At 63.1% G+C, this 15,225-nt stretch carries 17 protein-coding genes; 1 reads left to right on the forward strand and 16 read right to left on the reverse strand.

Annotation, left to right across the window (positions count from 1 at the left end; all coding sequences use genetic code 11):
* Positions 1–2 precede the first annotated feature (2 nt).
* Both K3136_RS09870 and K3136_RS09875 read right to left on the reverse strand, forming a co-directional pair.
* On the reverse strand, positions 3–1,406 hold the full coding sequence (locus K3136_RS09870) for an MATE family efflux transporter (RefSeq protein WP_221430146.1): 1,404 nt from the start codon (positions 1,404–1,406) through the stop codon (positions 3–5).
* A 116-nt stretch (positions 1,407–1,522) separates the two neighbouring features.
* Positions 1,523–1,891 (reverse strand): hypothetical protein, encoded by a 369-nt coding sequence (locus K3136_RS09875; protein WP_221430147.1) that lies wholly within the window; start codon positions 1,889–1,891, stop codon positions 1,523–1,525.
* 327 nt (positions 1,892–2,218) lie between these two features.
* On the opposite strand from K3136_RS09875, the gene K3136_RS09880 reads away from it, so the two are divergent.
* A complete protein-coding gene (locus K3136_RS09880) occupies positions 2,219–2,923 on the forward strand; it encodes a PilZ domain-containing protein (protein WP_282099925.1) in 705 nt (234 codons plus the stop codon).
* Here K3136_RS09880 and K3136_RS09885 read toward each other — a convergent pair.
* The 14 genes from K3136_RS09885 to K3136_RS09950 form a co-directional block, all read right to left on the reverse strand.
* Positions 2,920–3,570 carry a hypothetical protein gene (locus K3136_RS09885; protein WP_221430149.1) on the reverse strand — a complete coding sequence of 217 codons (651 nt, stop codon included), beginning with the start codon at positions 3,568–3,570 and terminating at the stop codon, positions 2,920–2,922. The genes K3136_RS09880 and K3136_RS09885 overlap by 4 nt on opposite strands.
* Entirely contained in the window at positions 3,567–4,028 is a 462-nt protein-coding gene (locus tag K3136_RS09890; protein ID WP_221430150.1) for an A24 family peptidase, read from the reverse strand. The genes K3136_RS09885 and K3136_RS09890 overlap by 4 nt, the downstream gene beginning before the upstream one ends.
* A 9-nt stretch (positions 4,029–4,037) precedes the next feature.
* Positions 4,038–4,823: a tetratricopeptide repeat protein gene (locus K3136_RS09895; RefSeq protein ID WP_221430151.1), complete on the reverse strand. Its 786-nt coding sequence runs from the start codon at positions 4,821–4,823 to the stop codon at positions 4,038–4,040.
* A gap of 1 nt (position 4,824) precedes the next feature.
* Entirely contained in the window at positions 4,825–5,796 is a 972-nt protein-coding gene (locus tag K3136_RS09900; protein ID WP_221430152.1) for a type II secretion system F family protein, read from the reverse strand.
* Position 5,797: 1 nt separating this feature from the next.
* Positions 5,798–6,799, reverse strand: a complete 1,002-nt coding sequence (locus K3136_RS09905; protein WP_221430153.1) for a type II secretion system F family protein — start codon at positions 6,797–6,799, stop codon at positions 5,798–5,800.
* Between the two features lie 4 nt (positions 6,800–6,803).
* On the reverse strand, positions 6,804–8,186 hold the full coding sequence (locus K3136_RS09910) for a TadA family conjugal transfer-associated ATPase (protein ID WP_221430154.1): 1,383 nt from the start codon (positions 8,184–8,186) through the stop codon (positions 6,804–6,806).
* A gap of 1 nt (position 8,187) precedes the next feature.
* Entirely contained in the window at positions 8,188–9,375 is a 1,188-nt protein-coding gene (locus tag K3136_RS09915; RefSeq protein ID WP_221430155.1) for a CpaE/TadZ family protein, read from the reverse strand.
* A gap of 11 nt (positions 9,376–9,386) precedes the next feature.
* Entirely contained in the window at positions 9,387–9,986 is a 600-nt protein-coding gene (locus K3136_RS09920) for a TadE/TadG family type IV pilus assembly protein (protein ID WP_221430156.1), read from the reverse strand.
* The gene (locus K3136_RS09925) at positions 9,983–10,477 is read right to left on the reverse strand and encodes a TadE/TadG family type IV pilus assembly protein (RefSeq protein WP_221430157.1); all 495 of its coding nucleotides are present in this window, start codon (positions 10,475–10,477) and stop codon (positions 9,983–9,985) included. Before K3136_RS09925 ends, K3136_RS09920 begins: the two co-directional genes overlap by 4 nt.
* Positions 10,474–12,039 carry a TadE/TadG family type IV pilus assembly protein gene (locus tag K3136_RS09930; RefSeq protein ID WP_221430158.1) on the reverse strand — a complete coding sequence of 522 codons (1,566 nt, stop codon included), beginning with the start codon at positions 12,037–12,039 and terminating at the stop codon, positions 10,474–10,476. Before K3136_RS09930 ends, K3136_RS09925 begins: the two co-directional genes overlap by 4 nt.
* A gap of 11 nt (positions 12,040–12,050) precedes the next feature.
* The gene (locus K3136_RS09935; protein WP_221430159.1) at positions 12,051–12,335 is read right to left on the reverse strand and encodes a hypothetical protein; all 285 of its coding nucleotides are present in this window, start codon (positions 12,333–12,335) and stop codon (positions 12,051–12,053) included.
* The gene (locus K3136_RS09940) at positions 12,325–13,785 is read right to left on the reverse strand and encodes a type II and III secretion system protein family protein (RefSeq protein WP_221430160.1); all 1,461 of its coding nucleotides are present in this window, start codon (positions 13,783–13,785) and stop codon (positions 12,325–12,327) included. Before K3136_RS09940 ends, K3136_RS09935 begins: the two co-directional genes overlap by 11 nt.
* Position 13,786: 1 nt before the next feature.
* A complete protein-coding gene (gene cpaB / locus K3136_RS09945; RefSeq protein ID WP_221430161.1) occupies positions 13,787–14,707 on the reverse strand; it encodes a Flp pilus assembly protein CpaB in 921 nt (306 codons plus the stop codon).
* Between the two features lie 134 nt (positions 14,708–14,841).
* Positions 14,842–15,030: a Flp family type IVb pilin gene (locus K3136_RS09950; protein WP_221430162.1), complete on the reverse strand. Its 189-nt coding sequence runs from the start codon at positions 15,028–15,030 to the stop codon at positions 14,842–14,844.
* Positions 15,031–15,225: the final 195 nt, after the last annotated feature.

Consider the following 15,225-nt stretch of genomic DNA (forward strand, 5'->3'; position numbering starts at 1 on the left):
AGCTAGGGGCGGGCGGTGAGGCCGAGACGGTCGCGCCGCGCCCAGCGCGAAGTGAGGAGCAGGGCAGCGACCGTGAGACCCGCGGCCAGACCGATCCACACGCCTACGCCTCCAAGCGGGGTGTAGAAGCCGAGATAAAGCGAGAGGCCGATGCCCGGCACCCAATAGGAAAAGGCCGCGATCCACATCGGCACCCGCGTGTCCTGCAACCCGCGCAACGCGCCTGCCGCCACCGCCTGCATGCCGTCGAACAGCTGGAAGGCAGCCGCGATAACGATGTATTTGAGCGCAAAGGCGACCAGCACGGCGTTCTTCGGATCCCACGGGTCGATGTAGATCGCGAGCAGCGGCTTGGGGATGGCGATCATGGCGATGGCGGTCAGCAGCATGAAGCCGGTACCCACGGCAATGCCTGCCCAGCCGGCGCGTTTCATCCCTTCGCTGTCCCTGGCACCGTAGAAATAGCCGACGCGGATGGTGGCAGCCTGCCCCACGCCGAAGGGAACCTGGAATGCCAGCGCGGCGATTTGCAGAGCCACCGTGTGGGCTGCCAGCTGGGTTGCACCGATATTCCCCATAAGGAAAGCCGCCGCGCCGAAAATTCCCGCTTCGGCGGTAATCGTGAGCGCAATCGGCGTGCCGATACGGGTGATATGCCACAGGCGGTGCCAGTCTGGCGACCACCAGCGACCGAAGATCCGGTAACGGTGGAGGCGCTTATCGAGCCTGATCGCAATGATGTAAGCCGCCGTCACGAAAAGCGAGGTAATGATTGTCGCTACCGCTGCGCCCCGCAAGCCGAGCTCGGGCGCTCCTAGATTGCCGAAGATGAAGGCGTAATTCGCAAGTGCATTCACGAAGATGCCCGCTGCCGTAATGGCAGTCGCGAAGATCGGACGATCCAGTGTCGACACGAAGCTCCGGAGCACGTTGTTGATGAGCATCGGGATCATCGAGATGACGAGGATCGTGTTGTACTCGAGCGCCATGCCGATGATCGCCGTCTCCTGGCCGGTCGCGCGCATGAGCGGGCCGAGCATGAGGCAAAGGCCCATCCCTGCCACTCCGGATATCACTGCGAGCCACAATGCCATCCGGACCGATCGGCGCACCGGGCGCAGTGCAGGCGCGCGTTCGCCGAGCTCCGCGGCGGCGACGGGCGCCACTGCACCTGTCAGGCCCGACAAGGCCCACATGACGAGGCCGAAGAGAGCGATGGCAAGTGCGGATGCAGCAAGCTGTGCCTCGCCCAGGCGCGCGATGAAGATCACATCGATCGCATAGGTCAGCATCTGGAGGAGGTTGGCCGCGGCCAGCGGCCAACTGAGCTTCATCGTCGCGCGGAATTCTTCGCGCCAGCCGTCGCTGCTTTCGGGCAGGGGCCTGGAGGGAGCAGGTTGGCTCATCGTCTAGAGCTCCCCCCGAATCGGAAAGAGCCGACCCGCTTAGGCGGATCGGCTCCTTGAAACAATTGCGAGGCCTTTGTCGCCCGTCGGCGGGCCTGAGCCTCCTTGTCCCTTGATCAGGCGCGGATGGTCGAGCGGCGCGTGCCCTGCGAACGCATCTGCGGGCTGCGGTCGGTGCGGCGGCGATTGCGCGGAGCACGACGGCGGCGGCCGTAGGCAAAGTAGGAATATTTATCACGCGTGATCAGGCTGCGGCCGGAAAGCACCTCGAAACCGCGGCCGACGATTGCATGCAGGCCGCGACCGATCGCATCGATGCTGGTCAGCACGTCGACCACGAGAAGCAACGGCAGGACCGTGACCAGAACAAGGTTCTTGCGAATCTGGCGAGCAGAATAGCTGCTTGGGAAGAACCTCACCAACAATGCGCTGGCGAGGTAGGCTGCGCCCAGATAGCAAACCGCCATGACTAATGCGTTCAACATGCTTTGACCCTGTTCCGGCTTTTTTCTGGGTCTCCTTTTGCCACCTAAGGGTAAACCGAAAGCTACCAGTTTACGCTTTTTTCGCAGAATCGCGCACTTTTCGAGCCAAGTTGTTGAATCGCATCAAACTTGGCATCTGGCTCGGAGGGTGCCACAATGGGACGCATCGTCGATTTTGTCGGATATTAACCGTGCGGGCTGGCGATTGTTTGGATTTCGGTCGCTAAGGGTCGGGCCGTTGGCATCCGCATGGCGGCTCTGCCGAAAGTTGAGCAAGTGCCTGCAGCCTTCGGGGGGAGGCAAGGCGATTCGCTGAAGCGAGGGGATATGCAGGAAACTACCGTAGAGAGTCTGGGCGACCGAGGACGCCGGCAGCCGCGACTCGTGTTGCGGCTCAATACCGGCGTTGGACAGGCCGGACGGGCGTTCGACGCCGAAGTCCTGAACCTCTCGCGTAATGGTATGCTGGTGCGCACCGGTGCCGAGCTCTCGCTCGACGATCCGCTCGAAGTCGTCCTCCCGCAAAGCGGCGCTGTACGGGCGAAAGTCGTCTGGTTCGCCGACGAGCTCTATGGCTGCAGCTTCCCAGAGCCCATTTCCGAAGAAGAAATGCAGGCGGCCAATGATGTCGCCTCGATCGAGGATGGCGGAGGTGCCGCGCGCTTCGGTGTCGACCACGAAACACTGGGCCAGCGGATCAAGCGCCTTCGCGTTGCCAGCGGCAATTCGATGCGCGCCTTTGCCGAACTCGTTGGCGTCAGCAAGCCGACCTTGTGGAAGTGGGAGGGCGACCAGGTTCGCCCGCGCCATGAAACGATGCAGCGGCTGGCAAGCCAGCTTGGCGTCACCGAACTGGAACTGGTCTATGGCGCTCCAGGGCGGAGCAACCCAGCTCCGAACGAGGATACGAACGCCTCGCTTGCCGACATAGTGCGCGCGTGTCGCCAGCGCATAGCAAAGGCAGCCGGTGTCGATACGGCCTGCGTCGAGATCAATATCGATTGGGACCGCGACGGAGACGCGACCACCTAGGGGTGGAGTACCAGCCTGTCGCGAATAGCGTCATAGCGAAGATCGAGCCCGGCCTGCCTGACACGGTCGAGCGAAAGGCGGCCATTTGCACCTGCCGGCGGCAACGCCTGCGAGCGTTCGTTCGCACCGATCGCAGCAAGGGCTCCTGCCAGTTCGCTGCGCTCGATCTCGATGATCGACCCGCCCACAAGGAAGATGGTGAGGCCTGTCATGGCGCCCTGGTCCGTGGCGACGGTCTTGGTCACACCGATCCCGCCCGATGCCGAGGTGAAGCCCTGCTCGATGGAAAAGTCGATCGGCAAGATGCCGTCGCCGTCGGGCTCGACATAGGCGACGGCTGGCTGAAGCCGCTCAGATCCCCTCGTCGCAGTCCGATCAAGTTCGCCGCCTTGCTTCACTTCGACCGCCGAAGGCGGCACCGGCAGTACCATCGCGAAAGCGCTATCCTCGTGGCCGAATTCGACCACTCGTTCGACCGGGACCTGGTCAAGCGCGATCCGTACCACCGCGCGGTTCTGCAGCTCGGCATGGATGAGCGCTGCAACCGCAATCGCCAAGCACAAGCCTGCGATAAGCAGGGTTGCCTGCCCGAGGACTTTTAGGACCAGCGCGGTTCCACCGCGATCATGGTACACTGCGCTTGTCATTGCAGCGTGTAGATCGCCAGCGCGATACTTCCGATCGCGATGGCTATTCCATAGGGAAGCTTGGCGAAATCGTCCTGCGAGCGCTGGCGGACCTTGAAGCCGCGCTTGGCGGCGAACCAGACCAGCGCCAGCACGAAACCGGCAAAGGTCATCGCCACGAACAGCATCAGGACCTTGGTGGCAGGGAAGAAGGTAGCGCTGGCGGCATAGAACTTGCCGTCACCGCCGCCGAAAACACCCCAGCTGAACAGCAGGAAGCCGATGCCGAACGCCAGCACACCGTGGAGCGCATGCAGGCCGAGCCCGGTCCATCCGTCGAGCAGGAAGCCGAAGGTAAGGCCGGCAATCGCCATTGCGATGCACAGCCAGTTCGGCAGCTTCCGGGTGAAGGCGTCGAGCAGGGCGCCAAGACCCGACGTGGCGCCAAGCACTGCGAGCCAGATCGAGGTCAGCGCCATGCGGGGTGCTTAGTCGTCCGAAGAGGTTGCCGGTGGCGAAGGCAGGCGGACACGCAGCGGGTAACGGCTGCCGGTATCGGCGCTGCCGATGCGCACACGTGCCGGGTAGGGCGCGCTCGTGCTGCCGCCGCCGATAGAAATCTCTGCAGGGCGAGACGCCGGGCTTGCCGGGCGGATCGTGCCGCCGGAAACGCGCACGCGTGCCGGTGCCGGTTCGGGTAGTGCCCGCTGTACAGGGGCACTGCCACGGCTCACGCGGGTCGACTGGCTTGCGCCCGAAATGGTGATGCTGCGCGTTTCGCCGCCGCTGCGCACGAGGCGCGTATCGGGCTCGGGCTCGAACGGTTTTTCGGGTGCCGCACTGGCATAGGCTGCGTAGCTCTCCGCAGCTTTTTCGCGCTGTGCGTAGGCCAGGCGCATGTCGCTGGCGAGATCGCTGCTGTAGAAGCGCGCAAGGTTCGCAGCGTAGCGTTCGTTCTGGCGATCGGTCTTGACCGCAGCGACGAAATACCGCTCGGCAAGGTCGGCACGGCCGAGCTTTGCATAGGTCACGCCGAGCGCATTGAGCGCATCGCCGCTCGTCTGCGGGTTAAGCGCGGCACGGTGAAGCGGAGCGATCGCATTGCCCAGGCGGCCTGCGCGCAAATGCTCGCGTCCTTCGTCGAGGTCGGACTGCCCGAGCTGGTAGGTCGAAGCAGAGGACTTCCCGGAGAAGCCGAAGGTGTCGACGATCGACTGGCAGCCGCCAAGGCTGACTGCGAGGGCTGCGAGGGCGAGAGTGGTTGCAGGTTTCATGTTATCCTCCTGTCAGAGCCGGTCCGATTTCCCGAATGACGGCAATTGCCGCGGGAAGAATGAGCACTCCGATCATGGTCGGGAGCATGCAGGTCACGAGCGGGATCGAGATGAGAACCGGCAAGCGGTGCGCCTTCTCTTCCGCGCGCATGCGGCGGGCTTCGCGCATTTCGTGCGCATAGACCCGCAGCGTGTTCGAAATGCTGGTGCCGAGCTTGTCCGACTGGATAAGCAGCGTGGCGAAGCTGCGGATCTCGTCGACCCCGGCGCCGTCGGCCATGCGACGCATCGCGTCTTCGCGCGAGGCACCGGCGCGCATCATCAGCGTGGTCTCGGTGAAGAGTTCAGCGACCAGCGGATGGGTGGTGGCGATCTCGCGGCCCACACGGTCCAGCGCCGATTCAAGTCCGAGCCCGGCTTCGACGCAGACCAGCAAGAGATCGAGCGAATCCGGGAAGCCGTTGATGATCGCCTCGCGGCGGCGGTCAGCCTTCGCCTCGATGAAGAGATAGGGCAGGAAGAACCCGAAGGCCGCGGCAATGGCCGAGACCACGTAAATCTTCATCACGCTCGATTCTTCACCCGAGCTGGCGACCATCAGCAACCAGATCGAAGGCAGGCCGAAGGTGAGCAGGATACGCACGAGCGTATAGACGCGTGGTGCGGATGCGTTGCGGAAACCAGCAGCCTTGAGCTTCTGCAGCAGCTTGTCGTTGCCGGTGTCGGTCAGATTGATGCCGGCATTCTCGATCGAGTTTGCAATCTTGGCCCAGCGACCTTCCCGTTCCTGGTCGAGCAGGGCCGTTTCCGTCCTGCCGCGCGCACCGTCGCCAAGCTTCGCAAGCTGGCGCCCGGCGTCCGCACGGGCAGCAATCCAGTTCACGAGAACCAGCACCGTGCCGACTGCCACGGCAAAGACAAGCGCCAGGACCAGCAGGCGCACGAAGGTGTTGGAGATGGCTAGTTCAAGCATGTCAGACCTTAATGTCCACCATTCGCCGGATCATGTAGACGCCGATGATGTAGAGGACCGTGAGCGTGATCGAGCCGAAGATGAAGATCGGATCCTCGATGACGGCGAGGTAGAATTCCGGGTTGCCGAGGAACACGGTCACGAAGGCGAAGACGGGCAGCACGGTCAGCATCCAGCCGGTCATGCGGCCTTCGGAACTGAGTGCGCGGACCTTCATGAACATCGAAGCGCGGGCACGGATGACGTCGGCGAGGTTTTCCAGGATTTCGGCAAGGTTGCCGCCGGTCTCGCTTTGCACGGCAAGCGAGACGACGAACATGCGCATGTCTTCCAGGTCCCAGCGTTCCGCCATGGCGTGAAGCGCGCCGACAAGATCCGAGCCATAGGTCACCTCGTCGGCGACGATGCCGAATTCGGTGCCGATGGGATCTTCCATTTCCTTGGTCAGCAGCTCGATCGCCGAGGCGACCGGGTGACCCGACCGAAGCGCGCGCACGAAGATGTCGAGCGCGACGGGAAACTGCTTCTCGACCTTCTTGCGGCGCGATGCCGCGATCCGCTGGAGGATGAGGTAGGGAAGCACGAAGGCAAGGGCCACGGCCACGAGCAGCGCAAGCCAGAAAACCCCGAAGCCTAGCGAGGCGCCGAAACCTGCCGCACCGAGGATGACCAGCGCAAAGATGACGAGGCCGGCAATCAGCATGATCATGCCGAGCGTGCCGGTGCTATAGGGAACCGCCGAGGCGAAAACCGCCCGCTGGAAATTCTCGACCAGTCCGCGAATGATCGGGGGCAGGTGCGTATGATTTTTCGGACTGTTCTTGAGCAGCTGTTCGATCAGCTTGTCCCGGTCCGCACCGGATTCGATCATCGACATGCGGCGATTGACTGCGCTGGCATAGGAACGGCGCTGTGCGGCCGAGCGCGCAATCAACTGTGCCACGATGAACACGGCCATGAAGACCGCGATAAGGAAGAGGACGCGTATGACGATTGCGGTCATGGGCTCAGTCGATCTTCAGGTCGGGACGGAACAGGTCGGTCGGAAGCACGATGCCGTGCGCTTCTGCATCCTGAAGGAACTTGGGCCGGATGCCGGTCGCCTCGAAATGGCCCTTCACGGTGCCGTCGTCTTCGCGGCCGGTCATCTTGAAGCGGAAGATTTCCTGCATCGTGATGGTGTCGCCTTCCATACCGGTGAGCTCGGACAGGCTCTTCACCTTGCGTCGACCGTCGGAAAGTCGGCCCACCTGCACGACAACGTTGATGGCCGAAGCGATCTGCGCGCGAGAGCTTTTCGAGGTGATATCGATGCCGCTCATGCCGATCATCTGCTCGACACGCGAAAGCGCATCGCGCGGCGTGTTGGCGTGGACCGTGGTCATCGAACCGTCGTGGCCCGTGTTCATGGCCTGGAGCATGTCGAACGCCTCGCCGGCGCGAACCTCGCCCACGATGATGCGGTCGGGTCGCATGCGCAGTGCGTTCTTCACGAGATCGCGCTGCGTGACTTCGCCGGTGCCCTCGATATTGGGCGGGCGGGTCTCGAGGCGGGCGACATGCGCCTGCTGCAACTGGAGTTCCGCCGAGTCCTCGATCGTGACAATGCGTTCCTGCTCGTCGATGAAGGTCGACATGGCATTGAGCAGCGTCGTCTTACCCGAACCGGTACCGCCCGAGATGAGCACGTTGCGGCGCGAGGCGACGATGGCTTCCATCACCTGTGCCATCTGCGCTGGAATAGAGCCGAGACCGATCATCTTCTCGATGCTGATCGGGCTCTTCGCAAACTTGCGAATGGAGAGCAGCGAACCGTCGATCGCGAGCGGTGCGACGATCGCATTGACGCGGCTGCCGTCGGCGAGACGCGCATCGACGAAGGGCGAACTTTCGTCGACACGGCGGCCGACGGCGCTCACGATCTTCTGGATCACGCGCATCAGGTGCTTTTCGTCCTGGAAGCGGGTGGGCACAGCCTCCAGCTGGCCGCGGCGTTCCACGAAGACCGTCTTGTAGCCGTTGACGAGGATATCGGTGATCGTCTCGTCCTGCAGAAGCGGCTCGAGCGGGCCGAGGCCGAGCAGCTCGTCGACCACGTCCTGGATCAGGTTCTCGCGTTCCTGGCGGTTGAGCGGATGCTCGTGGTCGCTGACCAGCTCGGGCATGAGCCCGGCAATCTGTGACTTGATCTGTTCGACCGGCGTCTTGTCGAGCATGCCCAGGTTCAGGCGGTCGAGCAGGGCCTTGTGGATCGAGACCTTGAGGTCGAGCATCGCTTCGCGCTGCTTGTCCTTCTCGCCGAACAGGATGCGCTCCTGTTCGTCGGCGGTCGGCACGATGGCATTGTCTTCATCGTTGACCGGTTCGGCTGCGGTTTTCACCTTCCACATGTTATTCGCCCCCTTCGACCATAGTCAGGACATGGTCGGCCAGCTTCTCGATATCGCGCGAGAAGCGGCTCTTGCGCTGGATCTTGCGGGCAAGCACGCCCTGCGTCTGTGCCTGTTCGATCAGCTGGGCATCGGACGTAACCGTGGCGGCGACAGAATGGCCCAGCGCATCTTCGATGCTGCTGCGGTCCAGTCGCTTGAACAGGCCCGAAGCCGAATTGTTCAGCGCGATCGCGACACGCGACAGCTTGTAATCGAGATCCTGCAGCAGGCGCAGCTTGCGTTTCACCTGACGCAGTGCACCGATCGAGCTCGTACCGACCAGCAGCACGGCATCGGCAGCCAGCATGACCGACATTGCCCAGTTCGTTAGCGATCCGGGCATGTCGAAGATTACTACGTCGTACCGGCGGCGTGCCATCGAGATTACCTGCTGGAGCTTTGCGAGCTCCAGTTCCTCGATCGGCTGGATTTCGGCTGGCGCTGCGATGATGTCGCAGGCCGAAGTCGCTTCGGTTGCGACAGCGCGCATCAGTTCGTCATCGAGCCTGCTGCCGGCTTCCACGAGATCGTTGATCGACAGGGGCGACTGGCGGTCGAAATAGGATGCGACATCGCCACTCTGCAGGTCGAGATCGATCACGCAGGCGCGGCAGGAGCCGCCCATCTCGCGCGCCATCGCGTCGCCCAGATGGGTTGCGATGGTGGTGGCGCCGGCACCGCCGAGGCACTTCTGCACGGCAATGACCGGGGCGAGGGTGACTTCCTGTTCGATCGGGGCGCCGCCCGTCTCGCGTTCGACTTCGAGGATCGCGGTGAGCAGGTCGTCGACCGTGAACGGCATTTCGACCACGTCGCCAATGCCCTTGCGCAGCAGCAGGCGGGTGGTCTTCACATCGACCTCGGCCAGCGCGGCGATGATCGGAAGGTTGGGCTGCATGGTGCGCAGCGCATCGAGTCGGGCGATCGAGCGGCTGTCGGCAGGGTCGACTTCGACCACTGCGATACGAGCCTTCGAAGTGCATTCGTCGGGCAGCATCTCGCTCGGCTCGATTTCGATGAGCGAGACGGTGTCTGCCAGCGAGCCGAGGCCGTCCAGCTCACCGGGGCGCGCGAATACGAAGACCTTGTCTGGGAGGCCCGTTTCGGCGTTACTTGCCACTTTGAAGATGCTTTCGAAGCTTGTCATGTTCTTGCCGTTCAATGCGAAAATGTTCCCTCACCGTCCTCGCTTGTGAGCGAGTAGGCGAAATCGGGTAGGTCCACGGATCCGATGAGGATGCCGTAGAGTGGACGATGTTCCATATTCACGAGGCGAACCGTTATTATTGGGGCCACATCGGGCCCATTCGGATCACCGGCATAGCCGAGTCCGGACCAACTATATTCCACCTCGACATTCGCCGGAGTGATGTTGGACTTGAAATCCTGCATACGCGAAACGATCGCGTTAAAGGAGGTTGTATTGGCAGCTGTGCCAAAAGTGCACGTTCCTGCGCAAGTGCAGCCGGTACTCGTGCAGGTAACCCCGGGGAATGCGCTGAGAGGCACCGGATTACCCTGCGGAATCCCGCCGTCGGACGCGAAGCTGTAGCTGGCGAGGCCGGAAGGAATAAGGTCGGTCGCCACCGCCCAGCGCGCACCCATCTGGGTAGCTTTCTCGCCGCGGTTCAGTGCCCAGGCGTAATAGCCCACGTCCATGATGCCGAGCAGGAAGAGGATCAGGATTGGCAGGACGAGCGCGAATTCGGCCGCGATGGCGCCCTTTGTGTTCCGGATGAAGGCGGTAATGCGTCTCATATGCCGTTCACCACTGCTTCGGAGCTGGCCTGGACGATTGCGCTGCTGTCGATCACGCCGAGCGCCTCGAACAGCGAATTGTATCCGGCTTCCGCCTCAACGAGCACGATCGGCGCGCCGCCGGTGGTGCCCTTGAAAATGCCGTCGTTCTCGAAATTCGCATCGCAGCGATGCGTGACCGTGATGTCGGAAAGCGCCATCCCGCGAACGCGCGGGTTGGTCCCCGTCACAGTTCCTGTGCGAGTCACCTGCTGGATCTGTGCGACCGCCGTGGCATCGGCGGCTCCGCCACAGGGAAAGGCATCGAACCCGAGCCTTCCGGCGTAGCGCGAGCCTTCGCGCACGGCCTTGATCACCTGCTGTTCGGTATAGAAGTAATGTCCGGCCTCGAATCCGGCGAACATGAGCGTGAGCAGCAGCGGGACCATCAGCGCCATTTCGGCCGCTGCCGCGCCGCGTGTGTCGCGAATGAAGCGGATCAGGCGGGTCATTCGATCAGATACGGGACATCCTTGCGGATCTCCTGCCCCTGGTTGGCACCGCCACCCAGAGTGGTCTCGCCGATGATCTCGACATAGACATCGCTCGCCTCGGTAATGAGCGCAGAACCGCTGCCGCGGCGCGCGGACGGTTCGACGAGGAACACGTCGACGAACTTCTCGATGCGGGCATCGGTCGTGCTCGAGCCCACGCTTTCGGCGGTGCAGTTGATGATCGCGATGCTCAGCACGCGGCGATCCGGCGTAGAGGCCGGCGGAAGTCCCGGCCCATTGCACAGCGGAGAGCGTTGAACCTTGTATCCACCTGTTACGTCGGGGGGATTGGTCAACTGGCCGCCGCCGGCAGCATGCTGTTCGTATTCCCAGCGGTACTGCTGGTAACGCGTCGGGGTGGAACGGCCGGAAAGCTCGGAATATCCGTAATTCGACCACGATGTGGGCATCGCGCCGAGGCCGTTGGTGCCGTAATATGCCGTCCGGTCCCAGTTGCCGTCACCCATGGTGCCGAGCGCACAGGCACCGAGCTGGCTGATCGCGTGACATTTGTCGCGCGGGAAGCCCATCGGATCGAGCGCGGACCATTCCGTGGAGGTAAGATCGTTGACCGGGGAAGTCGGGCGGTAGGGGTTCGGACCAACCTGGAAACCGCTATTGCCGATCGCGCAGCTGCCGCCCCTCTTGAGGAGGTCGATGCGCGCATTGGCCGGCGGCGGACAAAGTGCATCGCCCGTACCGCAAACGTTGTTGAGGCCATTGGCATAAACGCCGACCCGCGTATTGAGCGCATCGAGCACGCTGATCTGTTCGCCCGGCTTGATGTCCGCACCGTCGGTCGAGATACAGTCGCCCGGAGGAACTTCGCGGCCAAGGGTACGTGCGGTCGCGATCGCGCCGTTTCCGGCATTGGTCTCGAGATAGCCGAAGACGCCGGGGCCATAGAGGCCGCCCTGGTCGTTGGCGATCAGACGGACGCCGTGGCCCGCATAATTCGCGGTCGTGAAATCGGGATCCGCCGCCTCCTGCGGATTGCACATCATCACCGGCGGGACCTTACAGATCGCGGAACCGAGGCCGGCAAAGGCAACGCCTTCCAGTGCGTCCGATGCAAGCCGTCCGGTGATCGGCAGCAGGGCGTAGTTCACCTGCCGCGCGTCGACATAGACTTCGACGTAATTGGCGTTTTCATCGTCAGTCGCGGCGGTCGTCTTGGCCTTGTCCTGATAAAAGCGGATCTGGCCCGCGGCATCGCAGGCCTCTTCGGCACCGACAGTGATGAAGTCGCTGTCCGATGCCAGCACCACGAGGTTGTTGAGCATACCCGATGCCGCTTGCGAGGCGCGGGCGCAGGCGCCAGCCCGGCCATCGAGCTGGCTCGCTGCGGCAAGCGCAGCCTGGTCGGCACCGTTCTGGAGTTCGCTGTCCATGCCCATCACGCGGGCATAGTCGAATGCGACACCGGCGAAGGCGACCAGCGGAATCAGCGCGAGCGCGTAGGTGGCCGCAACCGCCCCGCTTTCGTCGCCGAAGAACCGCTTAGTGTTGGTCGCCTTCATGGTTCATACCTTTAGTTCGGGCCGCTGTCCGTCGTACGGATGCGCTCAGGTTGCTCGACCTGCCCCTCGCGATAGGCGTCGGCCGCGCGTACCGCATTCGATGCGGAGGTGGGCGGGATCGGCGTATCGTATTCTGGCGAGGGATCGATCACCTGCGCGGCCATGGTCGCGCGGTTGGCATCACCCCAGGTCGGGTCGCCTTGCGACAGGTCGAGTCGACCGTCGTTATTGGTGCAGGCCGAAGCGGCGAGAATGGCCGCGCTGGCCAGCAGGATGCGGGTGCGCTCAATAATCATAATCGCTAGCTCCGGTTGCAGGAGTTTCGGCATCGGCGGGCACCGGGCCCGTGATCGGTTCCATCGGGCGCGGCTTGTAGGCCTCGCCGTCGATGATCAGCACGTCTGCCTCGCTCGGGTCGTAGACACGGTCGGTCGGCAGGCGGACCTGCTCGGGCCGGATCGGTGCGACGAGGCGCGGCGTGACGATGATCAGCAGTTCGGTTTCGCCCTTCTGGAAGGAGGAGGAACGGAACAGCGAGCCGATGATCGGGATCGAGCCCAAGAGCGGGACCTGGTTGACCGTGGTCTTGAAGTCCTGCTGCAGGAGACCGGCGATGGCGAAGCTTTCGCCGTCGCGCAGTTCGAGCACGGTGCTGGCCCGGCGGGTCTGGAGACCCGGGATCTGCAAGCCGTTGAGCGTGATCGAGGCGGTCGGGTCGATCGAGGAGACTTCCGGCTCGACGATCAGGTTGATGACCTTGTCCGACAGCACGGTCGGGGTGAAGCCGAGGCTCACGCCGAAGGGCTTGAACTCGACAGTGACCGCATTGTTACCGTCGGTCCCGCCGCCACCGCCGCTCTGGACGACGGGGATCGGGAATTCACCACCTGCGAGGAAGGAGGCACGCTCACCCGACAGGGCGATCAGCGTCGGCTCGGCCAGGGTCTTGGCCATGCCCTTTTCCTCGAGCGCATCGATGAACAGGTCGATATCGGCACCCAGCACATCGCTGAAAGCGCGGCCGATAATGCCGAACCCGCCGGTGATAGGATCGATCGTGAACGGGTTGTTGTTGTTCAGCGAATAGGGACCGCCCGGAAGCGCTGCACCATTGCCGGTAGCGCCCTGCAGGCGGCCGCCGGAAATGAAGCTGCTGACACCGAGGTCCTTGCCGACATTGCGCGAAACCTCGGCGAAGCGGACCTCGAGCATGACCTGCTGGCTGCCGCCAAGCGTCATGAGGTTCACGATCTTGTCTTCCGGAGCATAAGCGCGGGCAAGCTGGACGGCGCGGTCTGCCACGCCGGCATCGCTGACCGTTCCCGAAAGCACGATGGCGCCGTTCGACGTGCGGGCCTGCACCGGCTGGCCCGGCATGAGCTGGTCCATCTGGTCGCGCAGGCTGGCGACGTCCGGACCGACCGAGATATCCATCACGGCGATCACGCGGTTCGAACGGTCGTAAAGGGTAAGCGAGGTGGTCCCGACTTCCTTGCCCAGCACGTAGATCGAGTTGGACGAGACCGGCAGGATATCCGCGATCGCGTCATTGCCGATCATGGCCCTGTCGATCGCGGTGTCTGCGGTGAGCACCTGGCTCTTGTTGACCGCGATCTCCACCGTGCCGGCATGCATCGACATGCCGTCCTGTCCCTGGACCTGCGCCTGTGCGGGGACCGGGGCCAGCGTGGTGCCGGCAAGTGCCAGCGCGAGCGCGACAAGCGGTTTATTGAATGCGTGGGCCATCTTAACGCTCCACTTCATAGGTTTCGGCTTCGGTGCCGCGGACGATGCTCATGGTCGGGCCGCGCGGGCGACGCGGGGCAGCCGAAGCAGCGCCACCGGACGTACGTGCCGAAGCGAGATTGATTACCTGCTGGGCGCCGCCGCCTGCATCACGGATACTGCCCCCGCGGCCGGTTGCGTAGATCCGGCGATTGCCGCCGCCAAGGTCGGTGACGACAACCGTTTCGGTGCCGCCGACGGTCTGGTTTTCGACATTGCGGAGCGCCAGGGTGAATGTGCCGACCTCGCGGGCAAGCGCCAGCTTCTGCGCACCGAACAGGTCGGTCTGCAGCGTGGCGGTCTGCGTCACGGCAGGTGCCGTTTCGTTCGGGTCGGCAATCAGGTCTGCTGCGAGGACGAGGACGTTCTCGAGCACGACGGTCGTCATCTTGTCGGTCGTCTGCGCGCCGTCACCGGGGATCTGGCGGGTCAGCATGACATCGACCACGTCGCCCGGACGGACGAAGCCGCCGACGCCGGCGACGTTGTTCACCGGTATGGCAACTGCGCGCATGTCTTCGGGAAGGTTCGATGCGAGAGTGGCGCGGCCATCACTACCGCTCACCTTGCTGGCAAGGATCGGTTCGCCGACCGTGATCGGGCGAAGCGCGACGCGGCCGCCGGCCGTGGCTTCCTCTACGCTCTTGAAGGCACCGACGGGAACCGAGCTTGCCGGCCAATTGACCAGTCGCGTGTTCGTGTCGGTGAGTGGTTGGCCGAATGCGACGTCCTGCGTCGCAACGGCGATGCGTGCCATTTGCCGCTCTTCGGCAAGGCGTTCTTCACGCTCTTCGGCACTGCTGAAATAGGTATTGGCGAGATAGACGGCAAACAGGCCGGCCACGATCGCGATGCCTAGGATTATAAGATTACGCCCCCGCATCTTACTTCCCCCCATAAATGTACAAGGCGATCCAATTCCGCCTCACAACCCCGTATACATCAAATTTAACAGGAGTTGCATTGTAAAAAACCGCCCCGACCCATTTTGGGCCAGGGCGGTCTTTCAATTGCGGCTTACTGGCAGCCGGTGGTGTTGCCAGCCGAGCAGGTTTCGACTTCCGTTTCGGCAGCGCCGATTGCGGTGTCGATTGCGTCGCCGAGGAAGAAAGCAGCGGCAGCGATGCCGGCGCCAACAACGGCGAGGATCAGAGCGTATTCGGCAGCCGAAGCGCCCGATTCGTCACGAAGAAAAGCCTTGAACATGATGTATTACCCCAAGTCTAAATAGACGTCCCCCCAAGGGAATGTCCGATCTTTCAACAAGGTCGCCGGCATCTATTTCCGACTGACCGCTCGAAGGGGGTCTTTGTGGAACCGGCGCGGCCCGATTATTATATCCGGCCTTGCGCCGGTCCTTGCACGCTGGCTCCCTTCGAAGCCATTTAAAAATCACTGAAA

Origin of the sequence: Qipengyuania gelatinilytica (genome assembly GCF_019711315.1) — a bacterium.
Taxonomy (GTDB): domain Bacteria; phylum Pseudomonadota; class Alphaproteobacteria; order Sphingomonadales; family Sphingomonadaceae; genus Qipengyuania; species Qipengyuania gelatinilytica.